This is a genomic window from Allobosea sp. CCNWLY174, assembly GCF_037120455.1.
Lineage (GTDB): Bacteria > Pseudomonadota > Alphaproteobacteria > Rhizobiales > Beijerinckiaceae > Allobosea > Allobosea lupini.
The window spans coordinates 1,366,621-1,390,069 of the sequence record NZ_JBBBBQ010000001.1 but is presented as its reverse complement, the minus strand read 5'-3'; the positions used below and the strand labels follow the sequence as shown (position 1 = coordinate 1,390,069).

General features: G+C 66.8%; 22 protein-coding genes and 1 pseudogene. 15 read left to right on the top strand and 8 right to left on the bottom strand.

Annotated features, from left to right (window positions below):
* Positions 1 to 450, top strand: a pseudogene (locus V7S63_RS06765) (hypothetical protein); the annotation flags it as partial.
* A gap of 5 nt (positions 451 to 455) precedes the next feature.
* Here the strand turns inward: V7S63_RS06765 and V7S63_RS06760 are convergent.
* Positions 456 to 878 (bottom strand): globin domain-containing protein, encoded by a 423-nt coding sequence (locus V7S63_RS06760; RefSeq protein ID WP_336529642.1) that lies wholly within the window; start codon positions 876 to 878, stop codon positions 456 to 458.
* A gap of 114 nt (positions 879 to 992) precedes the next feature.
* Positions 993 to 2,402 carry an MATE family efflux transporter gene (locus tag V7S63_RS06755; protein ID WP_336529641.1) on the bottom strand — a complete coding sequence of 470 codons (1,410 nt, stop codon included), beginning with the start codon at positions 2,400 to 2,402 and terminating at the stop codon, positions 993 to 995.
* 180 nt (positions 2,403 to 2,582) lie between these two features.
* Between V7S63_RS06755 and V7S63_RS06750 the strand changes: the two genes are divergently transcribed.
* The 5 genes from V7S63_RS06750 (at position 2,583) to V7S63_RS06730 (ending at position 9,004) form a co-directional block, all read left to right on the top strand.
* Positions 2,583 to 3,812 carry a M20 family metallo-hydrolase gene (locus V7S63_RS06750; RefSeq protein ID WP_336529640.1) on the top strand — a complete coding sequence of 410 codons (1,230 nt, stop codon included), beginning with the start codon at positions 2,583 to 2,585 and terminating at the stop codon, positions 3,810 to 3,812.
* Positions 3,813 to 3,825: 13 nt separating this feature from the next.
* On the top strand, positions 3,826 to 5,238 hold the full coding sequence (locus V7S63_RS06745; RefSeq protein ID WP_336529639.1) for an amidase: 1,413 nt from the start codon (positions 3,826 to 3,828) through the stop codon (positions 5,236 to 5,238).
* 223 nt (positions 5,239 to 5,461) lie between these two features.
* Positions 5,462 to 7,060 carry an ABC transporter substrate-binding protein gene (locus V7S63_RS06740; RefSeq protein ID WP_336529638.1) on the top strand — a complete coding sequence of 533 codons (1,599 nt, stop codon included), beginning with the start codon at positions 5,462 to 5,464 and terminating at the stop codon, positions 7,058 to 7,060.
* 118 nt (positions 7,061 to 7,178) lie between these two features.
* The gene (locus V7S63_RS06735) at positions 7,179 to 8,120 is read left to right on the top strand and encodes an ABC transporter permease (protein WP_091831231.1); all 942 of its coding nucleotides are present in this window, start codon (positions 7,179 to 7,181) and stop codon (positions 8,118 to 8,120) included.
* Complete coding sequence (locus tag V7S63_RS06730; protein WP_100959377.1) at positions 8,117 to 9,004, top strand: ABC transporter permease; 888 nt, start codon at positions 8,117 to 8,119, stop codon at positions 9,002 to 9,004. Before V7S63_RS06735 ends, V7S63_RS06730 begins: the two co-directional genes overlap by 4 nt.
* Before the next feature lie 138 nt (positions 9,005 to 9,142).
* Here V7S63_RS06730 and V7S63_RS06725 read toward each other — a convergent pair whose 3' ends face one another.
* Positions 9,143 to 9,442, bottom strand: a complete 300-nt coding sequence (locus tag V7S63_RS06725; protein ID WP_091831227.1) for an antibiotic biosynthesis monooxygenase — start codon at positions 9,440 to 9,442, stop codon at positions 9,143 to 9,145.
* 179 nt (positions 9,443 to 9,621) lie between these two features.
* On the opposite strand from V7S63_RS06725, the gene V7S63_RS06720 reads away from it, so the two are divergent.
* The 5 genes from V7S63_RS06720 to V7S63_RS06700 all read left to right on the top strand — a co-directional run bounded on the left by V7S63_RS06720 (position 9,622) and on the right by V7S63_RS06700 (position 14,026).
* The gene (locus tag V7S63_RS06720; protein WP_336529637.1) at positions 9,622 to 10,554 is read left to right on the top strand and encodes an N-carbamoyl-D-amino-acid hydrolase; all 933 of its coding nucleotides are present in this window, start codon (positions 9,622 to 9,624) and stop codon (positions 10,552 to 10,554) included.
* An 84-nt stretch (positions 10,555 to 10,638) separates the two neighbouring features.
* Positions 10,639 to 11,805: an amidohydrolase/deacetylase family metallohydrolase gene (locus tag V7S63_RS06715; RefSeq protein ID WP_091831223.1), complete on the top strand. Its 1,167-nt coding sequence runs from the start codon at positions 10,639 to 10,641 to the stop codon at positions 11,803 to 11,805.
* Positions 11,806 to 11,970: 165 nt separating this feature from the next.
* Positions 11,971 to 12,498 carry a GNAT family N-acetyltransferase gene (locus tag V7S63_RS06710; RefSeq protein WP_336529636.1) on the top strand — a complete coding sequence of 176 codons (528 nt, stop codon included), beginning with the start codon at positions 11,971 to 11,973 and terminating at the stop codon, positions 12,496 to 12,498.
* The gene (locus V7S63_RS06705) at positions 12,495 to 12,953 is read left to right on the top strand and encodes a RidA family protein (protein WP_091831219.1); all 459 of its coding nucleotides are present in this window, start codon (positions 12,495 to 12,497) and stop codon (positions 12,951 to 12,953) included. Before V7S63_RS06710 ends, V7S63_RS06705 begins: the two co-directional genes overlap by 4 nt.
* Positions 12,950 to 14,026, top strand: coding sequence for an alanine racemase (locus V7S63_RS06700; protein ID WP_336529635.1), 1,077 nt, complete (start codon positions 12,950 to 12,952; stop codon positions 14,024 to 14,026). The genes V7S63_RS06705 and V7S63_RS06700 overlap by 4 nt, the downstream gene beginning before the upstream one ends.
* A gap of 201 nt (positions 14,027 to 14,227) precedes the next feature.
* Here the strand turns inward: V7S63_RS06700 and V7S63_RS06695 are convergent, their stop codons facing one another.
* Positions 14,228 to 14,893: a GntR family transcriptional regulator gene (locus V7S63_RS06695; protein WP_336529634.1), complete on the bottom strand. Its 666-nt coding sequence runs from the start codon at positions 14,891 to 14,893 to the stop codon at positions 14,228 to 14,230.
* Positions 14,894 to 14,979: 86 nt separating this feature from the next.
* On the opposite strand from V7S63_RS06695, the gene V7S63_RS06690 reads away from it, so the two are divergent.
* From V7S63_RS06690 to V7S63_RS06675, 4 genes are all read left to right on the top strand, one after another.
* A complete protein-coding gene (locus V7S63_RS06690; protein ID WP_336529633.1) occupies positions 14,980 to 15,609 on the top strand; it encodes a TRAP transporter small permease in 630 nt (209 codons plus the stop codon).
* The gene (locus tag V7S63_RS06685; protein ID WP_100959381.1) at positions 15,609 to 16,877 is read left to right on the top strand and encodes a TRAP transporter large permease; all 1,269 of its coding nucleotides are present in this window, start codon (positions 15,609 to 15,611) and stop codon (positions 16,875 to 16,877) included. Before V7S63_RS06690 ends, V7S63_RS06685 begins: the two co-directional genes overlap by 1 nt.
* A gap of 33 nt (positions 16,878 to 16,910) precedes the next feature.
* Positions 16,911 to 17,900, top strand: coding sequence for a TRAP transporter substrate-binding protein (locus V7S63_RS06680; protein WP_091831209.1), 990 nt, complete (start codon positions 16,911 to 16,913; stop codon positions 17,898 to 17,900).
* Between the two features lie 73 nt (positions 17,901 to 17,973).
* Positions 17,974 to 18,930: a dihydrodipicolinate synthase family protein gene (locus V7S63_RS06675; RefSeq protein ID WP_100959383.1), complete on the top strand. Its 957-nt coding sequence runs from the start codon at positions 17,974 to 17,976 to the stop codon at positions 18,928 to 18,930.
* Positions 18,931 to 19,048: 118 nt separating this feature from the next.
* On the opposite strand, the gene V7S63_RS06670 is transcribed toward V7S63_RS06675, so the two are convergent.
* The 4 genes from V7S63_RS06670 to V7S63_RS06655 are packed head-to-tail and all read right to left on the bottom strand — an operon-like array spanning position 19,049 to position 23,427.
* Positions 19,049 to 19,774 carry a DUF1028 domain-containing protein gene (locus V7S63_RS06670; RefSeq protein ID WP_100959384.1) on the bottom strand — a complete coding sequence of 242 codons (726 nt, stop codon included), beginning with the start codon at positions 19,772 to 19,774 and terminating at the stop codon, positions 19,049 to 19,051.
* A gap of 13 nt (positions 19,775 to 19,787) precedes the next feature.
* Positions 19,788 to 21,590: a gamma-glutamyltransferase family protein gene (locus V7S63_RS06665; RefSeq protein ID WP_336529632.1), complete on the bottom strand. Its 1,803-nt coding sequence runs from the start codon at positions 21,588 to 21,590 to the stop codon at positions 19,788 to 19,790.
* Positions 21,591 to 21,613: 23 nt separating this feature from the next.
* Positions 21,614 to 22,483: an ABC transporter permease gene (locus V7S63_RS06660; RefSeq protein ID WP_091831201.1), complete on the bottom strand. Its 870-nt coding sequence runs from the start codon at positions 22,481 to 22,483 to the stop codon at positions 21,614 to 21,616.
* A complete protein-coding gene (locus V7S63_RS06655) occupies positions 22,483 to 23,427 on the bottom strand; it encodes an ABC transporter permease (RefSeq protein ID WP_091831199.1) in 945 nt (314 codons plus the stop codon). Before V7S63_RS06655 ends, V7S63_RS06660 begins: the two co-directional genes overlap by 1 nt.
* Between the last annotated feature and the right edge of the window lie 22 nt (positions 23,428 to 23,449).

Sequence of the window (23,449 nt, the reverse complement as noted above, 5' to 3'; positions counted from 1 at the left end):
TCGGCGGCGGCGGGCGAGCAGGCCAACGGCATCGAGGAGATGAGCCAGGCGGTCGCCCATCTCGACGAGATGACGCAAGCCAATGCGGCGCTGGCCGAACAGAGCGCCGCCTCGGCGGGGGCGCTGTCGGGCCGGATCGGCGAGCTCAATACGCTGGTGGCGAGCTTCCGCACCGGGAACGCCGCCCACGGCACCATGGCGCCTGCACCGGCCTTCGCCGGCCCGGGAACGCGTCCGGCTGCCCGGCCGGCGATGCGCGCGCACGCACGCCCTGCCGGCGCCACGCCGCATGCCGCCGGCCCGGCGGATCGGGGGAGCGGCCTGGCGCCCGAGCCGGAGCGTTTGCGCCAGCTCGCCGAAGCCGCCTTCGCCCAGAGCAAGGCCGCTGCGCCCCAGCCCCGGAAGGCCGCGAACGGACGCGCCAGCGATGCGGGATGGGAGGAATTCTGAGGGGCTTAAGCCGAGCGCAGGCTCGGTGTGGCGGCCGAAAGCATGGTCTTGGCCATCAGATCGTAGAGCTCGGTCCAGGCTGCCCGGGTCTGGGGTGTAAAGTCGGGCCCGAGTGAGGTCTCTAGGGTCCAAAGCAGCGCTCTGCCGACGGCGTCATAATGCTCGGGCTGAACGCCGTAGCCTTGATGACGCTCGCCGAGACGGTTGAGCAGGACCTTGAGACCGCCGGGATCGTTCAGCGTGGCGAGCGCGACCATCAGCGTCTCCATCAGCTTGGCCGCCTGGGTCTCGATATCGGTCTTGAAGAGGGCACGTGCGCCGGGCGTCGTGGTGAACAGCCGCTCATAGAACAGGCACGCTGTCTCGATCTTGCGCCGATGCAGCTGCGCAAAGCTCGACCGGATCAGCGCGATATCCTGCGGCGTCACGACTCGTCCCTTTTCAGCGCGGCGGCACGAGGGATCGTCGCAGGAAGTGTCCGCCAAGATGCGCGAAAATGCAACCTGGAGTTAACGGATCGCTACGCTGCAGTCGCAGCGTCGCTACGAGGCGGGCAGACCGGCCGACCTGGTCAGGCCGAGCCGCTCGCGGGCGAACCAGCGGGCCAGCATCAAGGCGGCGACAATCGCGAGGCCGGTCGCGAGCCCGATCCAGATGCCGACGCCGGCGAGCGGTGTCAGGAAGCCGAGCGCCGCCGAGAGCGGCAGGCCGATGCCCCAATAGCCGAGGCCGGCGAACAGCATCGGCACGCGCGTGTCGCGCAAGCCGCGCAGGATCGAGACCCCGACCACCTGGATGCCGTCGACGATCTGGAAGATCGCCGCATAGAACAGGAACACGATAGCGAGCTCTGCCACTTCGGCGGCGCGCGGCTTGCCGGCGTCGAGGAACGGAACGACGAGCCAGTGCGGGATCAGCAACATCAGCAGGGCGGTGAAGCACATGAAGGCGGTCGCGAGCGCGAGCGCCGTCGCGCCGGCCCGGGCGACGCCCTCTCCATCGCCGGCGCCGAAGGCGCGCCCCACTCTGACGGTTCCGGCCTGGCCGATGCCCATCGGCACCATGAAGCAGAGCGAGGCGATCTGGATCGCGATCGCATGGGCGGCGAGCGAGGTCGGGCCGAGCAGGCCCATCAGGAAGGCGGCACCGTTGAAGATCCAGACCTCGAAGCCGACGGTGGTGCCGATCGGCAGGCCCATCCGCCAGAAGGCGCGATAACGGCTCCAGTCCGCCCGCCAGAACCGGCCGAACAGATGATAGCGCCGGAAGCGTCGGTCGAGCGAGACCACCAGCGCGAGGCCGGCGAACATCAGGGTCGAGGCCAGCGCCGTCGCCATCCCGGAGCCGGGCAGGCCGAGCGCCGGGAAGCCGAGCCGCCCGAACATCAGCACCCAGTTGGCGAAGGCGTTGAAGCCGACCGCAAAGAGCACAGTCACGAAGACCCAGAACGGCCGCTGCAGCGCTGCGAGGAAACCGCGCAAGGTGAGATAGAGGTAGAAGGGCAGGAGCCCCCACTGCAGCGTGTGCAGGTAGGAAGCGGCAGCTTTCGCCAGCGCCGGATTCTGGCCCATCGCCGTCAGGATCGCCTCGGCTTGCCAGAGGCAGAGCCACATCGGGCCGGCCATCGTCGCCGCTACCCAGAAGCCCTGTCGCACCGTGCGGCGCACGTCGCGGACCGAATGCCGATTCCGCCCGAGCTCGATCGCGACCATCGGTGCGACGGCGGCCATCACACCGATGCCGAAGATCAGGAAGGCCATGTAGAGGTTGGAGGCGAGCGCGCCGGCAGCCAGCGAGTCGGGGCCCAGATGGCCCATCATGATCACGTCGGTCGCCGTCATCGCCGTCTGGGCGACATTGGTCAGCACCATCGGCCAGCTCAGCGCCAGCATGGCTTTGACCTCGGTGAGCCAGGGGCTCCCCGAGCGATAGGGCAGGGCGATCTGCGACATGATGACTGCCTTTTATCTGGGCAGATTGCTCCTTCAAAGTCCTCGCCGCGCCGGGGCGGGCCGCGCCCTGCGCGTGGCGCGCTGCCGGCACGCGTCGTGTCACCCAATCTGCCTCTTGCGCGCGGGCGCCCGTTCCGGCCTGCTGGGCAAAGACCAGAGCGCCTATGGAGAGCCGACGCGATGAGCACCAATCTGCGGATCGATGGGGAGCGCCTGCTCTCGCGGCTTGCAGCCCTGTCGAGGATCGGGGCGACGCCGGAAGGCGGCTGCCGGCGCCTTGCGTTGACGGATGAAGACAAGCAGGGGCGGGATTGGCTGGTCGGCGAACTGAAGGCGCTCGGCCTCGATGTCCGCGTCGATGCGATCGGCAACATCGTCGGCATTCTCAAGGGGCAGGAGGACGGGCCGGCAGTGATCATGGGCTCGCATATCGATACGGTCGGCACCGGCGGGCGCTTCGACGGCGCGCTCGGCGTGATCGGCGGCGTCGAGGTGCTGGCGGCCTTGCGCGATGCCGGTGTGACGCCGAAGCGCGACATGGCCGTGATCGCCTTCACCAATGAGGAGGGCGCTCGCTTCCATCCCGACATGCTCGGCTCCTATGTCTGGGCCGGCGGGATGAGCGTCGAGGCTGCCCATGCCGAGAAGGATTCCGACGGCGCCGGGCTCGGCAGCGAGTTGAAGCGCATCGGCTATCACGGTGCCGAGCAGCCCGGCTTCCTGCCGGCGCATGCCTATCTCGAGCTGCATATCGAGCAGGGGCCGGTGCTCGAGAGCGAGGGCGGCGGCCTCGGCGCCGTCACCGGCATCCAGGCGATCTGCTGGCTCGAACTGATGCTTACTGGCCGACCGAGCCATGCCGGCACCACGCCGATGCGCTACCGCAAGGATCCCGGCCTCGCCGCTGCCCGCATCAACATCTTCGCCAACGAACTGACCAAGACGATTCCAGGCCAGCTCGCCAATTCGGGCGTGATCCGCACCTGGCCCGGCAACGTCAACGTCGTGCCCGAGACCGTCGTGATGACGCTCGATTTGCGCAATCCGCTCGATGCGCCGCTGGCAGAGGCCGAGGCCGCCGTCCGCAAGTTCTGCGCCGAATTGTCGGCGCGCGACGATATTTCGATCAGCTTCCGCGATCTCGCCCGCTTCCCGGCGACGCCCTTTGCCGAGGAGCTGATCGCCAGTGTCGAGGCGAGCGCCGCCGAGTTCGGCTTACCCATCCGCCGGATGATCTCGGGGGCCGGTCATGATGCGCAGATGATGTCGCGGCTCTGCCCGACCGCGATGGTCTTCATCCCCTCGATCGGCGGACTCTCGCACAACCCGGCGGAGCTCAGCAGCGACGACGACATGGTTGCCGGCGCCAATGTCCTGCTCAGCGCCGCCTGGCGCGCCGCCAACGCCTGAGGGGGATTTTCCTATGACCACCATCGCTTTGCTGTCCGCCGCCGAGCTCGGCGATCTCTACGCCGCGCGCGAACTCTCGCCGGTCGAGGTCGCCAGGGACGCGCTCGCCCGCATCGAGCGCTTCGAGCCGGAGGTGAACGCCTTCGTCGTCCGCGACGAGCCCGTGACGCTCGCCATGGCGCAGGCTGCGGAGAGCCGCTGGCTGAAGGGCGAGGCGCTTGGCCCGCTCGACGGCGTGCCGGTGACGATCAAGGACAATCTCGGCGTCGCCGGCTGGCCGATGCGGCGTGGTTCGGCGCTGGCTTCCGATGCGCCGTTCCAGGAGGACGCGCCGGCGACGGCCCGGCTGCGCGAAGCCGGCTGCGTCTTCCTCGGCAAGACCACCATGCCGGAGTATGGCTGGAAGGGCGTCGGCGATTCGCCTTTCTCCGGCATCACCCGCAATCCCTGGGATGTCTCGACCGGTCCGGGAGGCTCCTCATCGGGTGCAGCCGTGGCCGCAGCGCTCAATCTCGGCTGCATCCATCTCGGAACCGACGGCGCCGGCTCGGTGCGCATCCCTGCCGCCTTTTGTGGCGTCTTCGGTCTCAAGCCGACCTATGGCCGCGTGCCGGCCTGGCCCGCCTCGGTCATGGGCTTCCTCGCCCATCTCGGGCCGCTGACCCGCACCGTGCGCGACTCGGCCCTTGCGATGAACGCGATCGGCCAGCCCGATGCGCGCGACATGACCGCTTTCAAACATCCCCCGCCCGATTTCACGGCCGGGCTCGATCGCGGCGTGCGCGGCCTGCGCATCGCCTGGTCACCACGGCTTGGCGGCGATGCGCTGGTCGACCCCGAGATCGCGGCTCTGACGCATGCGGCGGCGCTGACCTTCCGCGAACTGGGGGCGACCGTCGAGGAGGTCGATCCCGGCTTCGACGATCCGATCGAAACGCTGATGACGCTTTGGTCGGCCGGCGCCGCGCTGGCCCTGCGCAGCACCGATGCGGCGGGGCGCGCGCAGATGGATCCCGGCCTCGTAGCCGTCGCCGAGATGGGCGAGCGGATTGAGGGCGCTGCTTACGTCGATGCCCTGCTCTATCAGCGCAATACGCTTGCCTATCAGATGGCGCAGTTCCATGAGCGCTTCGATCTCCTGCTGACGCCGACGCTGCCGCTGCCGGCCTTCGCAGTCGGCAGGAACACGCCCGAGCATGGCAGCTATGGCGAGGACTGGACACGCTGGACGCCGCTGACCTACCCCTTCAACATCACCCAGCAGCCGGCCGCCGCAGTGCCCTGTGGGCTGACCTCGGCCGGATTGCCGGCGAGTCTGCAGATCGTGGGGGCATTCGGCAATGATGCGCTCGTCATGCAGGCGGCTGCATCGTTTGAATCCGCGCGTCCGTTCGCGCGCATCGATGCGCCGATCAAATCGATTTAGGCTGGTCGGCGCAATTTTCTGCGCCTGTCCCCCGGCTTCGCGTGTCGTTTGCTTGCAAACGATGTCGTGAGCCGCAAACCGGTTCCGTCTGGCACGAACCGTGCAGGGCCAATTCTTGTCGTAGCGACCCGTCAAGCGTGTTGTCAGGCGCAGATTTTTCTGCCCACACTCTAGGCAAGGTCGCCCGATCAGAGGCCGCCGCCGCTTCAGGGGAGAGTACAAGATGGACCGCAGGAATTTTCTGAAGACCGCCGCCGGCACCGGCGTTCTGGCAGCAACCGGCGGCATCGCCATGCCAGCGCTCTCGCAAGGCGCGGCGGCCAAGACGCTGCGCTTCGTGCCGCAGGCCAACCTCGCCAATTTCGACCCGATCTGGGGGACGCAATACGTCGTCCGCAATGCCGCAGCCCTGGTCTGGGACACGCTCTACGGCATCGATTCGAAGTTCCAGCCGCAGCGCCAGATGGTCGAGGGCGAGGAGGTCTCCTCCGACGGCCTGACCTGGACCTTCAAGCTGCGTTCCGGCCTCAAATTCCATGACGGCACGCCGGTGCTCGCCAAGGACGTGGTGCAGAGCCTGAAGCGCTGGCAGGCCCGCGACCCGATGGGCCTGATGATCAAGGCGATCGAGAACGAGCTCGCCGCCGTCGACGACCGAACCTGGACCTGGAAGCTCAAGCAGCCCTTCCCGAAGATGCTGCTGGCGCTCGCCAAGAACAACGCGCCGTGCTCCTTCATCATGCCCGAGCGCATCGCCAAGACCGATCCGTTCACGCAGATCACCGAGTATGTCGGCTCCGGGCCGATGAAGTTCGCCCGCAGTGAATGGGTGCCGGGCGCCAAGGCGGTCTTCGAGAAGTTCGCCGACTATGTGCCGCGCTCCGAGAAGGCAGATTGGCTCGCCGGCGGCAAGAACATGCTGGTCGACCGGATCGAGTGGGTGATCATCCCCGATGCCGCGACCGCGGCAGCCGCGCTGCAGAGCGGCGAGGTCGACTGGTGGGAGACCCCGCTCTCCGACCTCGTGCCGGTGCTCAAGGCTCACAAGGACATCAGCGTCGATATCGGCGATCCGCTCGGCAATATCGGCGCCTTCCGCATGAACCACCTGCATCCGCCCTTCAACAATCTGAAGGTGCGCCAAGCGGTGCTGACGGCGATGAACCAGGAAGACTTCATGCGCTCGATCGTCGGCGACGACGACAAGCTCTGGAAGCCGCTGCCCGGCTTCTTCACGCCGGGCACCCCGCTTTATACCGAGGCGGGCGGCGACATGCTGAAGATGAAGAACGTCGCGGCCGCCAAGAAGCTCATCGCCGAGTCCGGCTACAATGGCGAGCCGGTGATCTGCGTCGTGGCGCAGGACATGTCGGCGACCAAGGCGATGGGCGACGTCACGGCCGAGCTGCTCAAGAGCATCGGCCTGAAGGTCGATTTCGTCGCCACCGACTGGGGCACGGTCGGCGCACGGCGCGCCCAGAAGACCCCGCCGAGCCAGGGCGGCTGGAGCATGTTCCACACCTGGCATGCCGGCGCCGACTGCATCAACCCGTCCTCCTACACGGCGATCCGGGCGAATGGCGACAAGGCCTGGTTCGGCTGGCCGGACGTGCCGGCGGTCGAGACCGAGGTCACCAATTGGTTCAACGCCAAGGATCAGGCTGAGGAGAAGGCGGCGATGGACCGCCTCAACAAGGCCGCCGTCGAGAACGTCGTCTATGCGCCGACCGGCTTCTATCTCGGCTACCAGGCCTGGCGGAAGAACGTCACCGGCGTGACCAGCGGCCCGCTCCCCTTCTTCTGGGGCGTGTCGAAGGCCTGAGACCGAGCAAGCCTGCGGCCTGGTTGATCCCGGGCGGCAGGCTCCAATCAAGCCGCCGGATTTGTCGGGGTCGCCATTCCGACAACTCCGGCGCCAGCAGCGGCAACTCAGGGGTTCGATGCTCGCTTTCATCGTCAGACGCATTATCTCGACGATTCCCGTCATGGCTTTCGTGGCGCTGTTCGTCTTCTCGCTTCTCTACATCGCGCCGGGCGATCCGGCGGCCGTGATCGCCGGCGACCAAGCTTCACCCGCAGACGTCGAGCGCATCCGCGCCAGCCTGGGCCTCGACCGGCCCTATCTGGTCCGCTTCGGCGAATGGTTCTTCCGGGTGCTGCAGGGCGATCTCGGCACCTCGATCTTCACCTCGCTGCCGGTGACGCAGCTGATCGCCCAGCGCATCGAGCCGACCTTGTCGCTGATGGTGCTGACGCTGATCCTGGCGGTTTCGATCGCCGTGCCGCTTGGCGTCATCGCCGCCTGGAAGGCCGGCACCTGGGTCGACCGCGCCGTGGTCGGCTTTGCGGTCTTCGGCTTCTCCGTGCCGGTCTTCGTGATCGGCTACCTGCTCGCCTATGTCTTCGCGCTCAAGCTCGACTGGGTGCCGGTGCAGGGCTACACGCCGATCTCGCAGGGTATCTGGCCTTGGTTCAAGAACCTGATCCTGCCCTCGATCACGCTGGGCACGGTGTATATTGCGCTGATCGCGCGCATCACCCGCGCGACCATGCTCGAGGTGCTGCAGCAGGACTATGTCCGCACCGCTCAGGCCAAGGGCGTCGGCAACCGTGACGTGCTCTTCCTGCATTCGCTGAAGAACGCGGCGGTGCCGGTCGTCACGATCATCGGCATCGGCGTCGCGCTGCTGATCGGCGGCGCCGTCGTCACCGAGAGCGTCTTCGCCATTCCTGGCCTCGGCCGGCTGACGCTCGATGCGATCCTGCGGCGCGACTATCCGGTCATCCAGGGCGTCGTGCTGATCTTCTCGTTCGTCTACGTGCTGGTGAACCTGGCCGTCGACCTGATCTACACCCTCGTCGATCCGAGGATACGCTATTGACCGCTCCAGCTGCCCCACTGCCTCTGGCGGATGAAATCGGCGCGGGCGTCAAGCCGCCCAAGCGCTCTTATCTGCGCAAGCACCCTTCGGTCGCGATCGGCGGCTTCCTGCTGCTGGCGATGATCTTCATCGCGGTCTTCGCGCCACTGCTCTTTACGGTCGATCCGACGGCGATCTCGACGGCGCGGCGTACGCGCGTGCCGTCCGAGCTCTACTGGTTCGGCACCGACATGCTCGGGCGCGACATCTATTCGCGCGTCGTCTACGGCGCCCGCGTCTCGCTGATCGTCGGCTTCTCGGTCGCGATCCTGGCCTCGATCGCCGGTCTGGCGATCGGGCTGTTCTCCGGCTTCGTGCGCTGGGCCGACGGCATCGTCATGCGCGTCATCGACGGCATGATGTCGATCCCGCCGATCCTGCTCGCCATCGCTCTGATGGCGCTGACGCGCGGTTCGGTCGGCAACGTCATTCTCGCCATCACCATCGCCGAGATTCCGCGCGTCGCCCGTCTTGTTCGAAGCGTCGTGCTCTCCCTGCGCGAACAGCCCTATGTCGAGGCGGCGATTTCGAACGGCGCACGCGTGCCGCGCATCATCGTCAAGCACATCCTGCCCAACACGATCGCGCCGATGACGGTGCAGGCAACGTATATCTGCGCCAGTGCCATGATCATCGAGGCGATCCTGTCCTTCATCGGCGCGGGCGTGCCGCCGGCGACCCCGTCCTGGGGCAACATCATGGCCGAGGGCAGGGCGCTCTGGCAGGTCAGGCCGCACATCGTCTTCTTCCCGGCGCTGTTCCTCTCGATCACCGTGCTGGCCGTCAACCTGCTTGGCGACGGATTGCGCGACTCGCTCGACCCGCGCCTGGCCAAGAGCATCTGAAGGCGGTTCGACGTCATGTCCTGCGCTGTCGTCGGGCCTGGTCGAAGCCCGACCCGCTTAGCGAATTGGCCCGCCTATGGGCCCATTCATTTTCCTGGCGATGCCGTCGCTCTCGGTGATGGCATCGTCGAGCGCGCGTCAGGCGCGCAGGTCCAGGACGACTTCCCCGGACACCGCGTCGGTGACGCCGAGGCCATTGCCGAGGTCCTCGAGCGTGTCGCGGAAGCTGCCGAGCGTCGCGATCATCTGATCGCGGGCGCCCTTCAAGGCGGCGAGGTCCTCCCATTCGCCGATCAGGCAATAGGCGTGGTCGCCGGTCTTGATGATGTGGCCTCGCGCAAGGCCGGGCCAATTGGCTTTGCCTTGGCGGTGGGCGTCGAGGAATTCGGCCTCACGTCCGGGCTTGATGCGGAAGCGGACGACATTGAACGTGGCCATGACTTTGATCCGCAGCTCGATGCTGCCCCGGCAGCCGCGGCCGGCGCTTCCGGACCGAGCCCAGAGGGAACGCTCGACGCTATTGCCGTAACGGCAACTGCGCAATGGCGCATATGGATAGCGGCGTCCGCCTCGCGCAGCATCCTCGAGCAACGACCAAGCACAGCAGGAGCCTTCCGATGCCTCGTATCCTGACCGTCGGCGCAGCCCAGCTCGGGCCGATCCAGCGCGAGGAGAGCCGCAGCTCTGCCGTCGCCCGCATGATCGAGCTGATGCGCCAGGCAAAGGCGAATGGCTGCGACCTCGTCGTCTATCCCGAGGCGGCGCTGACCGCCTTCTTCCCGCATTGGTGGATCGATGACGAGGCCGAGATCGACTCCTATTTCGAGAGCGCCATGCCATCGAACCAGACGGCGCCGCTCTTCGCCGAAGCCGAGCGGCTCGGCATCGGCTTCCATCTCGGCTATCCGGAACTGGCTTTCGAGGACGGCCGCAAGCGCCGCTTCAATACCGCGATCATGGTCGACAAATCGGGCCGGATCGTCGGAAAATACCGCAAGATCCATCTGCCGGGGCACCCCGAGCATCGGCCGGACGCCGTCTTCCAGAATCTCGAGAAGCGCTATTTCGAGACCGGCAATCTCGGCTGGCCGGTCTGGGAAACAATGGGTGGCCGGCTCGGCATGATGATCTGCAACGACCGGCGCTGGCCCGAGAGCTATCGCGTCATGGGGCTGCAGGGCGTCGAGATGATTGTGCTCGGCTACAACACGCCCAAGCACAACCCGCCGGCGCCCGATCACGACCGGCTCGGCAATTTCCACAACCAGCTGGTGATGCAGGCCGGCGCCTATCAGAACGCGACCTGGGTGGTCGGCGTCGCCAAGGCGGGATTGGAGGCCGGCGTCGACCAGATCGGCGGCTCCTGCATCATCGCCCCGACAGGCGAGGTGGTGGCGCAGGCGGTGACCGAGGATGACGAACTCGTCGTCGCCCGCTGCGATCTCGACCTCGGCAACAGCTACAAGAACTCGACGTTCAATTTCGCCAAGCATCGCGAGCCGCAAACCTACGGCATGATCGTCGAGCGCAAGGGCGCGGTGATCGCTTAAGTTTACCGTCATTCAGAAGTTCGATACGGCCAGCTTCGCCTGAACGCGAAGCGTCCGTCCGCCTGGTTTCCCCAAGGAGCAGTCATGACCCACGATCTCATCCTCAAGGGCGGACGGGTGATCGACCCGTCGCAGAAGCATGACGGCGTCCTCGACGTCGCCTTCACCGGCGGGAAGGTCTCGGGTTTCGGCAAGGACCTGAAGGGAGCCAAGGAAGTCCGCGACGTCTCGGGCTACATCGTCACGCCGGGCCTGATCGACCTGCACACTCATGTCTACTGGGGCGGCACTTCGCTCGGCATCGACGCCGACGAGTTCTGCCGCGCCTCCGGCGTCACCACCTCGGTCGATACCGGCTCGGCCGGGCCCGGCAACTGGCCGGGCTTCCGCAAGCATGTGATCGAGAAGAGCCAGGCGCGCATCCTCGCTTATCTCCACGTCTCGCATGCCGGCATCTATGGCTTCGACCACCGCGTCATGGTCGGCGAGAGCGGCGATCTTCGCCTGATGAATCCGATCGATTGCGTCGAGGTCGCCGACAAGAATCGCGACCTAATCGTCGGCATCAAGGTCCGCGTCGGCCTACACGCCTCCGGCACGTCCGGCACGGTGCCGCTCAACATCGCGCTGCAGGTCGCCAACGAGGTCGGCATGCCGCTGATGTGCCATATCGACCATCCGCCGCCGTCCTATGAGGAGGTGCTCGCCATGCTGCGCCCCGGCGACGTGCTGACCCACGCCTTCCGCCCCTTCCCGAATGCGCCTGCGACGGCACAGGGCACGGTGAAGCCCGAGGTGGTCGCCGCCCGCAAGCGCGGCGTCATCTTCGACATCGGCCACGGCAAGGGCTCGTTCTCGTTCAAGACGACGCGCGCCATGCTCGCCAACGGCTTCGAGCCGGACGTGATCTCCTCAGACGTGCACAAGCTCTGCATCGACGGCCCGGCCTATGACCAGGTCACGACCATGTCGAAGTTCCTGTGCATGGGCATGAGCCTGAACAATGTGATCGCCGCCTCGACCGTGAATGCGGCGATGGCGCTGAAGCGGACGGAATACGGCTCGCTCAAGGTCGGCTCGCTCGGCGATGCGACCGTGCTCACCGTCAAGGAAGGCAAGTTCGACTATGTCGACGTCGTCGGCGAGCACCTGATCGGCGACCGCAAGATCGTCTCCGAGGGCGTGGTGCTGAAGGGCGCCTGGTGGCACCCCAAGCGCAGCAACAAGTTCAGGAAGGTCGAGGCGGCGTAGCGGTTCTGTAAACCGCATACCCAAACGCAAGTCATCCCGGACAAGCCACGACGTGGCGCAGATCCGGGATCCATTCCGGAGCCTTTCCGACAAGGCTTCAGGCATGGGTCCCGGGTCTCCCTGCGGTCGCCCGGGACGACGCGGTTGGGATGCTGCGCGAAAGTCATGCCCGAGAAGAGCTCACCCTCCTGGCGCCCCATGGCAGCCGCCGACCTGCCGGCCATCATGGCGGTCGCGGGACAGGTGCATCCGGACTATCCGGAAGGCGAGGCCGTCTTCGCCGAGCGGCTCGCGCTTCATCCGGCCGGCTGCCTCGTGCTGGCGGGCGGGGAAGCGCTCGGCGGCTATGTGCTGAGCCATCCCTGGCGGCTCGGCCAGGTGCCGGCGCTCGACAGCCTGCTCGGCGCTTTGCCGGGCGATGCCGATGCCTATTACATCCATGACCTCGCTTTGCTGCCCTGCGCACGGGGCGGTGGCGCCGCCTCGGCATGCGTCGATCGGCTGGCAGCGCATGCCCGCGCTTCAGGCTTTGTCCGCATGGCCCTGATCGCGGTCGGCAACTCGGCCGGCTTCTGGCGTCGCCAGGGCTTTCGCGAGGCGCATGACGAAGCCCTTGCCCGCAAGCTTGCGAGCTATGACGATGCGGCCCGCTATCTGGTCCGCGATTTGAAAGACGATTGGAGAAACGCATGAGTGCCGATGACAAGCTCAGGGAATTGGGCCTGACCCTGCCCGACGTCCCGACTCCGGTCGCGACCTATGTCAGCTTCAAGCGCGTCGGCGACTTCATCTACCTCTCCGGGCAGGGCCCCAAGCGCGCCGACGGCACCTATCCGACCGGCAAGGTCGGCGCCGATGTCTCGATCGAGGACGCCTATGAGCACGCCAAGCAGACCGGCCTCGGCCTGCTCGCGGCGATGAAGAAGGCCGCCGGCTCGCTCGACAAGATCGAGGTGGTGAAGCTGCTCGGCATGGTCAATGCCGCGCCCGATTTCGCCCAGCATCCCAAGGTCATCAATGGCTGTTCGGATCTGTTCGTCGCCGTGCTCGGCGAGAACGGCCGCCATGCCCGCTCCGCCGTCGGCATGGGCTCGCTGCCCAACAACATGACCGTCGAGATCGAAGTCATCGTCCGGGTGCTGCCGTGACCGCGCTCGCAGAGGAGATCGCCCGCGTCTATGGCACGCCGGCGGTGGTCATCGACCTCGACAAGGTCGAGGCCAATATCGCCCGGCTCCAGGCCGCCTGCGACGCTGCCGGCGTCGCCAACCGCCCGCATATCAAGACGCATAAGTCGCCTGAGCTGGCCCGGCTCCAGGTCGCCGCCGGCGCGCGCGGCATCACCTGCCAGAAGCTCGGCGAGGCGGAGGTCATGGCCGATGGCGGCATCGACGACATCCTGATCAGCTACAACATTCTGGGTGAGGAAAAGCTGGGGCGTCTCGGTGCCTTGCAACGCCGCGTCCGCATGATCGTCGCGGCCGATAATCCCGTCACCATCGCCGGCCTGCCGAAGGCCGCAGAGATCGCCGGGCGCAATCTCGAGGTCGTGGTCGAGTGCGATACCGGCCGCAAGCGCGCCGGCGTCGAGACGCCGGGCGAGGCGGTCGAACTCGCCAAGCAGATCGCGGCCTCGAAGGGCCTGACCTTCGCCGGCTTCCTGATGTATCCGCCCGAGACGGGCTGGCCGGCGACGCAGGATTTCCTCGACACCGCCAATGCCGGCCTGCGCGAGGCGGGACTGGAGGCAGGCATCGTCTCGACCGGAGGCTCACCCAATATCCCGAATATCGGTAAGCTCAAGGGCTCGACCGAGCATCGCTCGGGCACCTCGATCTTCAACGATCGCATGCAGATCGCGGCGGGGGTGGCGGCGCTTGAGGACTGCGCACTGACCGTCTACGCGACCGTGGTCAGCCGGGCCGGACCGGAGCGCGGCATCCTCGATTCCGGCTCGAAGACGCTGACCAGCGACAAGGGCGGGCTCGACGGCCACGGCTACATCCTCGAATACCCGCTGGCCAGGATCGCCCAATTCGCCGAGGAGCACGGCTTCCTCGACCTCTCCGGCAGCAATGAGCGGCCCAATGTCGGCGAGGTCGTGCGCGTGGTGCCGAACCATGTCTGCGTCGTCGTCAACATGGTGGACCGGCTGGTGACAGTGCGCGGCGACAAGCTCATCGGCGAACTGCCGGTAGCGGCGAGGGGGAAGCTGACCTGAGGATTACGTGGCGAGACGGCTCTGAAGGGCGCGGGGAACCCTTCCCCCGTGTGGGAGAAGGGCAGGGATGAGGGCCTGCCCTATCCGGAGAGGTCGCAGCGGCGCCGTTGCGTTTGAGTGGTCAGCGGCGGGCCCTCACCCCTACCCCTCTTCCATCCGGGAGAGGGGATCCCGCGCCTCACGTTTGCGACGCGATCCTTGCTACCCCTTCCCGCGCTCCTCCAGGAAGGCGACCAGGTCTCGCCGCACCAGCTCGATATGGTCGACGAGGAGGCGGCACGCCTCCTTCATCGCTCCGGCACGGCTGAGTCGGATCAGCTCGTTGTGCTCGGTCCGCGCCCGCTCGATCGATGACCTGTGCTGCAATTGCAACCGCGTATAGCGATCGCTGGTCTGCAATAGCCCCGCGACGATCGCGAGCGTGCGCGGCTGCGTCGCGCGGGCATAGAGCGCCATGTGGAAATCGGCGTTGAGCAGCCCCCAGCGGCTGATGTCGCGCGCCGTCATCGCCTCCTCGAAGGCGGCTTCCATTCCGGCTACGGCGGCGAAGTCTTCAGCCGTCAGCACCGGCACCGAGCTCGCCAGCAGCCGCGGCTCCAGGAGCTTTCGCAGCTCGAAGACGTCGTTGATCTCGTCCAGCGACAGCCCTGAGACAATTGCGCCCTTGTGCGGGACGATCCTGACGAAACCCTCCGCCTCGAGCTGGAACAGCGCCTCGCGCACGGGGATGCGGCTGACCTCATAGGCCTGCGCCAGCGCGTCCTGCCGCAATTGCGAGCCGGCCGGATAGCTGCCGGCGAGGATCTCCTGTCGCAGGCGATCGACGATCGCCGAGGCAAGGGTGCGGTGTTTCAGGGGAGGTGACATCGACTGCACCGTAGTGGATCGCCGCACGAAAAACCATTGACACGTAGATTTTATACAATCTACAAAGTGGCAAGGGGAAGGCAAGTATGAACAACGAAGCTGTCGTGGCGAAACGCCGCTCCATGGCCGTGCCGGAGGCGATCGTCGCCGTGTCCGGAGGCCTGCTCAGGGTCGAGCATCGCGCTATCCAGGCGCTGATGTTCCTGCTCTCGGCGCTGATCCTGCTCAACGTCGTCACGCGCTACACGGGCTACCCGATCTACTGGATCGACGAATCCGCGGTTTACAGCGTCGTCTGGCTGACCTTCATCGGCGCTTCCGCCATGACGCGCATGCGGCTCGATTTCGCAGTGACCATGCTGACCGAGCGCTTCTCGGCGCGTGGCGCCGCGATCTTCCGGGTGATCGCAACGCTCGGCGTGGTCCTGTTCGGCGTCGCCCTGGGGGTGATGTGCTGGCTCTGGCTCGATCCGGTCGGCATCGCCCAGGCCGGCTTCGACGCCAGGGACTATGCCGGCCAGTCGTTCAACTTCATCTACACCGAGCGGACCCAGACGCTGAACTGGCCGACCTGGGTGATCTACCTGATCATGCCGCTCTTCGCCTTCACCATGACGCTGCATGCGCTGGCGAACCTGTTCGAGGATCTCGGCCTGGTCGCGAAGCAGGAGCTGCCCGGCTTCGCTGCCGCCAATGCCGACGGGGTGGTGAACTGATGGCACTCACGGTTGGAGCCTTCTTCGGCATCATGCTGGCCGGCGTGCCGATCGCGCTATGCCTGTGCCTGGGCGCCCTCATCTACATGGCGGCGGCCGGCAATATGCAGTTGCTGCCGAACTATCCGCTGCAGATGTTCGGTGGTGTCGACAGCTACGGGCTGATCGCGATCCCGCTTTTCATCCTGATCGGCGAGATCATGAATGGCGGTGGCATCACCCGCCGCATCGTCGACCTCGCCATGGCCTTCGTCGGCTCGCTCAAGGGCGGGCTGGCCTATGTCAACATCCTCGCCAACATGTTCGTCTCCTCGATCCTCGGCTCGGCGACGGCCCAGGTCGCGATCATGGCGCAGGTCATGGTCCCCGAGATGGAGCGCAAGGGCTACGACAAGGATTTCGCCGCCGGCCTCACCGCCTATGGCGGCATGCTGGGCCCGATCATCCCGCCTTCTGTCATGTTCGTCGTCTATGCCGTGCTGGCGCAGGTCTCGGTCAGCGACATGCTGATGTCCGGCATCGTGCCGGGCGTGCTGCTGACGCTGCTGTTCTTCCTCGTCATCGCCGGCATGGGCTTCGTCTACAACTATCCGGCCGGCGACAAGCTCTCCCTGCGCGAGCGGGTCAAGATCGTGCTGGGCGCCGCGCCGACGCTGCTGATCCCGATCGTGATCGTCGGCTCGATCCTCGGCGGCTTCGCCAATGCGACGGAAGCGGCCGCGGTCGGCTCGGTCGCGGCGGCGCTGATCGGTTGCTACTGGACCAAGGAACTCAAATTCAAGCAGATGCCGCAGATGATGCTGCGCGCCGGCGTCTACTCGGCGATCGTGCTCTTCCTCGTCGCCGCTGCCGCCGTGTTCTCCTGGGTGCTGGTCTACGGCAAGGTCCCGCAGGCTGTCGCCGCCTCGATCCAGGCGATCGCCAAGGATCCGGTGACATTCATGCTGCTGGTCAACGTCATCCTGTTGGTCATCGGCACGGTGATCGACGGCATTCCCGGTCTGATCATGACGGTGCCGATCCTGCTGCCGATCGCGACCGAGGTCTACAACATCGACCCCCGCCATTTCGGCGTGGTCGTGGTGATCAACCTCGTGCTCGGCCTGCTCTCGCCGCCGGTGGGCCTGTGCTTCTTCGTCGCCGCCGCGGTGACGGGGGCCAAGCCCGGCAGGATGTTCATGGTGACGCTGCCCTTCTTCATCATCTCCTGCGTCCTCCTGGTCCTGCTTTCGATCTACCCATGGCTCTCGCTGGCCCTGGTGAAGTGAACCTGCCTGCCAACCAATAAGGGGAGTTCCGTCATGACCATTTCACGCCGTCATCTCATCGCAGCCGCTGCGACCCTGCCGATCGCCAAGCCGGCGCTGCTGCTCGCCCAGAGCAAGGAGCTGCGCCTCGGCATCCTCACCCCGAACGGCCATCCCTGGAACGTCGCGGCCGTCAAGGTCGGCGAGCGCCTGAAGGCCGAGACCAATGGCCGGCTGAACCTGACGGTCTTCCATTCCGGCCAGCTCGGCAACGAAGCGGCGATGCTGCAGCAGATGCAGTCCGGCGCGCTCGACCTCGGCTGGATCATGGCCGCAGAGCTTGGTTCGCGCGTTCCGGCGATCGGCGCGATCACCGCGCCCTATATCGTCGACTCCACTGCCAAGATCGCCAAGCTGGTGCGCGATCCCGTCGCGATGAAGCTGTTCGATGTCCTGCCGCGCGAGACCGGTTGCGTCGGCATGGCCTGGGGCATCACCGGCATGCGCGCCGTCTTCTCCGCCAAGGAGATCGACGGTGTCGCCGGGATCAAGGGCATGAAGCTGCGCATCAACCCGACCCCGGTCTATCGCGACTTCTACCAGCTGCTCGGCGCCGCCCCGACCCCGATTCCGACGCCGCAGGTCTTCGACGCGATGACCAACGGCCAGGTCGACGGGCTCGAGGCGGATCTGGAGTTCTCCTGGAACCAGCGCTTCGACAAGGTCTCGAAGACCATCCTGCAGATGAACGCGATCTTCATGCCGGTGATCGCGCTCGCCTCGGGCCGTGTCTGGCAAGGCATGCCGGCGGCCGACCGCGAGCTGATCCAGAAGACGGTCCGTGCCGCGCTCGACGAGCAGATCGACGCACTCGCGGTCAACGAGCCCAAGCTGGTCGAGCAGTTCAAGGCGGCCGGCGCCAACTTCAAGCTCGCCAATCCGAAGGATGCCGAGGCCGTCGTCGCCGAGTTCGACAAGATCTGGCTGCCCAAGGCGCCGGTGCTCGCCGACCTGCGCAAGGCCGGCAAGGCGATCACGGCCTGATTTTTTCAGCTATCATCCCGGTTGCGGGCGCTCCGCCCGCAGCCGCATTTCCTCCCGCGAGCGGATACCTGCCATGACCAAGAACATCTTCAGCGGTACGATTCCCGCCCTGATGAGCCCCTGCACCGCCGCGGGCGACGTCGACTACGCCGAGCTGGTGCGCACCGGCCGCCATCTGATCGACGCCGGCATGTCGGCGGTCGTCTATTGCGGCTCGATGGGCGACTGGCCGCTGCTCACCGACGAGCAGCGCATGGAGGGCGTCGAAGCCCTGGTGAAGGGCGGCATCCCACTGATCGTCGGCACCGGCGCGCAGAACCCCAAGCGCGCCGCAGCGCTCGCGGCCCATGCCAAGAAAGCGGGGGCGCAGGGCCTGATGGTGATTCCGCGCGTGCTTTCGCGCGGCTCTTCGCTCCAGGCGCAGCGCGCTCATTTCGAAGGCATCCTGGAAGCCGCGGTCGACCTGCCCTCGGTGATCTACAACAGCCCCTATTACGGCTACGAGACCAAGGCCGACCTGTTCTTCGCGCTCAATCAGCGCTTCCCGCATCTCGTCGGCTTCAAGGAGTTCGGCGGCGGCGCGGCGCTGACCTATGCGGCCGAGCATATCACCAACCGTGATCCCAAGCTGACCCTGATGGTCGGCGTCGACACGCAGGTGACGCACGGCTTCATCCGCTGCGGCGCCAGGGGCGCGATCACCGGCATCGGCAATGCCCTGCCCAAGGAGGTGCTGCACCTCGTCGCGCTCTCGCAGAAGGCCGCCGCCGGCGACCCGCAGGCCGAGCGTGATGCGCTCGAACTGGAGCGGGCGCTGTATGTGCTGTCGTCCTTCGACGAGGGCGTCGACCTCGTACTCTACTACAAGCACCTGATGGTGCTGGAAGGCCACAAGGCCTATGAGCGCCATTTCAACGACGCTGACAGGCTTTCCGACGCCCAGCGCAATTATGTCGAGACCGAATGGCGCCGCTTCAAGAGCTGGTACGCCAAATGGGCGGCCGAAGGGCGCGCTGCCAAGGCGGCTTGAGCAAGGTCGTCATTCTCGGGCGGCGCGCAGCGCCGACCCGAGAATCTCATGACGAGAGAACACTGGTTTCCGAGATGCTCGGGTCAAGCCCGAGCATGACGATCGACTGCCGCGATCGTTATTCCGGATGCCGCGCGTTCCACGCCTCGGCATATTCCGCACACAGCCGGTCGAGCTCGGCCCGGTCGGTGACGCCGGCCGGCCGCGCCCGCGAAGGCGAGGCCTGCTGGAACGGCACGGAGCGCTGATGCGCCACCCGCCAGATCCGGCGCAATTCGGTGAGCGGCTCGGCATGGTCGTCGACCCGAATGTCGAAGCTCGGCACCGGCTCGCCTGCCCAGATCCTGATCGCGCAGGATTGCCGGCCGCGCTTGTCGCCGCCGGCCTTCTCGCCGGCTTCGAGCGCGACCAGCAGCCGCTCGTCGAAGTCGAGCCCCGAATTCTCGACATAGGCCTTCAGCGTCTCCTGGACGACCTCCGGCCCCGCCAGCATGTTGCCGGCGACCGAGACCTGCGGCCCGTTCACCGCCCCGCACCAGTCGATGCAGGCATTGCCGGTATAGGACGCCGTGCGGCCGTCACGGTCGATCAGATGGAATTGCCGGTGCGCGCGGCCTTCATCGGCCGCGGTCAGGTTGGCGATGATCTCGACCGAGGATCGCCCCTCCTGAAGCAATCTCAGGCCGTCCACGCCGTAGAGCGGGTTGACGAAGGCCTGGGTCGCGATCGCGCCGACCCGGCCGCAGCCATAGGGTACGCGCGCGCCGACGGCGAAGGCGCAAGTGGAGACGGCGACGCCATAGGCGCCGGTCGCGGCGTCGCGAGCGACGATGGACCATGTCATGGAAGAAGGCCTCCTACCGCCCGGCGGCGTAGGCCTGCATCAGACGCGGCGTCGCGGCGGCGCGCAAGAGCCCGTCGGCGCTCTTCTCGGCTGCGGTCAGCCGCCCCACCGTCCAGGCCGGCGCCTTCTCCAGCCTGTGGCCGCGCCGGGTGAGCTCGGCCAATGTCGCCTCGCCGACGCTCTCCTCGACAGTGAGATGGCCCGGCCGCGCCTCGCGCGGATAGAAGGTCGAAGGGAAGTGCTGGGTGTGGAACAGCGGCAGGTCGATCGCCTCCTGCAGATTGAGGCCGTGATGCACCCGGCGCAGGAACATGCCGAGCTGCCACTGCTCCTGCTGGTCGCCGCCCGGCGTGCCGAAGGCGAGGCGCGGCTGTCCGTTCTCGAAGGCGATGGTCGGGGTCAGCGTCGTGCGCGGGCGCTTGCCGGGCGCCAGCGAGGACGGCAGGCCCTCTTCGAGGAAGAAGGCCTGGGCACGCGAGTTCAGCGGGAAGCCGAGCTCCGGGATCACCGGCGAGGATTGCAGCCAGCCGCCCGAGGGCGTCGCCGCGACCATGTTGCCCCAGCGGTCGATGACGTCGATATGCACGGTGTCGCCGCGCCGCGACGAGGCGACCATCGAGGCCAATGTCGGCTCGCCGACGGTCGCGCCGCCCTTGGCACCATGCTGGCCGGCGATCCGGATATTGGCGAGAGCCTGCGCGACCTGCGCCTCGAAGCCGGCGACTGCGCCTGGACGGATTTCGAGCGAGGCCTCGTTGCCGATCAGCTCGCGCCGGCCGCGGGCATAGTCGTCCGACAGCAGCGTCGCCAGCGGCACCTTCACGAAACCGGGATCGCCGTAATAGGCCTCGCGATCGGCGAAGGCGAGCTTCATCGCTTCCGCGACGTGATGGATGAACTCCGGGCTCGCCGGACCCATGGCGGAAAGATCGAAGCCTTCGAGGATCTTCAGCGTCTGCAGGAACACCGGACCCTGGCCCCAGGGGCCGATCTTGAAGACCTCCCAATCATGGTAGGTCACGCTCGCCGGCGCCTCGTAGTGCGGCGTCCAGCCGGCCAGGTCCTGCGCGGTGAGCAGGCCCTTGTGCCGGCGGCCGGTCGAATCCATCGGCGCTTCCGTGCGGCAGAAGGCGTCCATCGCTTCGGCGACGAAGCCCTTGTACCAGCCATCGTAGGCGGCCTGGATCTGCTTCTGCCGGTCGCCGCCGACGGCCTCCGCCTCGGCGAGAATGCGCTTGTAGGTGTTGGCGGCGGCCGGATTGCGGAAGAGCTCGCGGCCCTTCGGGACATTGCCGCCGGGCAGGTAGACTGCGCCCGAGGTCGGCCATTCCTTGGTGAAGAGGTCGCTCAGGCCCGCGATCGTGTCGGAGACGCGCGGCAGCATCGGATGGCCGTTCTCGAAATAGCCGATCGCCGGCTCCAGCACCTCGCGCAGCGGCAGGCGGCCATGGTCGCGCAGCATCGTCATCCAGCCGCCGAAGGCCCCGGGGATCACGGTCGAGAGCAGGCCGTCGCCGGGGATGATGTCGATGCCGAGGTCCTTGTAGGCCTTGATCGTCGCCGCTGCCGGCGCGGGCCCCTGGGCGCAGAGCACTTCGACCTTTTTCGTCTCAGCCGAATAGAACACCGCCGGCATGTCTCCCGCCGGGCCGACGAGGTGCGGCTCGACCACCTGCAGCACGAAGGCGGCGGCGGCGCAGGCATCGAAGGCGTTGCCGCCCTTCTCCAGCATCGCCATGCCCGAAGCGGTCGCGAGCCAATGCGTCGAGGTGACGACGCCGAAGGTGCCGAGGATCTCGGGGCGGGTGGTGAACATGGTCGGTTCCTTAGGCGGTGAGGTCAGGATTCTTTGGGATCGAGCGCGTCGCGCAGGCCGTCGCCGAGCAGATTGAAGCCCAGGACCGCCAGGAAGATGGCGACGCCGGGCGCCACCGACATCCACGGCGCCTGCTCCATGAAATTCTTGGCGACGTTGAGCATCTGACCCCAGGACGGGGAGGGCGGCTGCTGGCCGAGGCCGAGGAAGGAGAGAGCGGCCTCCAGCACGATCGCCTGCGCCATGAACAGCGTGGACTGCACGATGATCGGCGAAAGTGTGTTCGGCGCGACATGGCGGAACAGGATGTAGAGCTTGCCGCCGCCGATGGCGCGGGCGCCGTCGACGAACTCCTCGTTCTTGATCGCCAGCACCTGGCCGCGCACCAGCCGGATCAGGATCGGCGCGAAGGAGAGACCGATCGCGATCATCGCATTGGTCAGCGACGGGCCGAGCACGGCCGCGAGCGCGATCGCCAGGATCAGGAACGGGCAGGCGAGTAGGGCCTCGGTGACCCGCGAAATAACCGCATCGATCCAGCCGCCATACCAGCCGGCGATAAGGCCGATCGGGACGCCGACCGCGAGCGCGATCGCGACCGAGACGATGCCGGCGAGCAGCGAGGCCTGCGCTCCGAAGATCAGCCGCGAGACCTGGTCGCGGCCGAGCTCGTCGGTACCGAACCAGTAGAGCTCGGAGGGCGGCTTGCGGATGGCGAGGAAATTCGATTTCAGCGGGTCGGCGAGCGGCAGCAGCGGCGCCAGCAGCGCCATCGCGACGAAGATGAGCACGATCAGGCCGCCGATCCGGGCCGAGCGGCTGCGCATCAGCTTGCGGAGGGAGCCGCGGCCCTGAAAGGTCGCGCCGGTGGCACGGACGGTCATGGCGCCCATCAGCCGTCCCTCAGGCGCGGATTGACGAGGATGTAGAGGACATCGGCGAGGAGGTTCATGATGATGAAGCCGATCGCGGTACAGAGCACGACACCCTGGACGACGCCGTAATCGCGGTTGAAGACGGCATCGACGATCAGCTTGCCGAAGCCGGGGATGGTGAAGACCTGCTCGGTCAGCACTGCGCCGGCGAGCAGTTCGCCGAACAGGATCGTCGACAGGGTGATGATCGGCACCAGCGCGTTGCGCAGCGCGTGCCGGTTGATCACGGCGTCCTCGGCCAATCCCTTCGCGCGCGCAGTCCGGACGTAGTCCGATTGCAGCACTTCGAGCATGGCCGAGCGGGTATGACGCATCAGCGATGCGGCGAGCCCGCCGCCGAGCACGAAGGCCGGCATGATCAACCGCTCGATCGCGGCGCGCGGATCGCTGAAGATCGATTCGAAGCCCGAGGCCGGCAGCCAGCGCAATTCGACCGAGACCAAAAGGATCAGCATGATCCCGAGCCAGAAATGCGGGACCGAGAGGCCGAACAGCGCCACCGCGCTGGCGGAATAGTCGGCGATGGTATCCTTGCGCCTGGCAGCGATGATGCCGGCGGGGATGCCGATGCCCACCGCGACCAGCATCGAGGCGACGGCGAGCTGGAAGGTGACGCCGAGCTTCTGGATGATGAGCCCCAGCACAGGCTCGCCGGTCCGCAGCGAGCGGCCGAAATCGCCCTGGATCACCTGGCCGAGCCAGGCGAAGAACTGCACCACGATCGGATCGTCCATCCGGTAGATCTGGCGCAGGCGCGCGATCACCTCGGGGTCGCGCTCCTCGCCGGCGATGACCAGGAACGGGTCGCCCGGCAGCGCCCGTTGCAGGGCGAAGACGAACAGCGACACCAGGAACAGCGTCGGGATCGCGATCAGGAGGCGCCGGCCGATCAGGGCGAGCATGGCTGCCGGTCGCCGTTGCAGG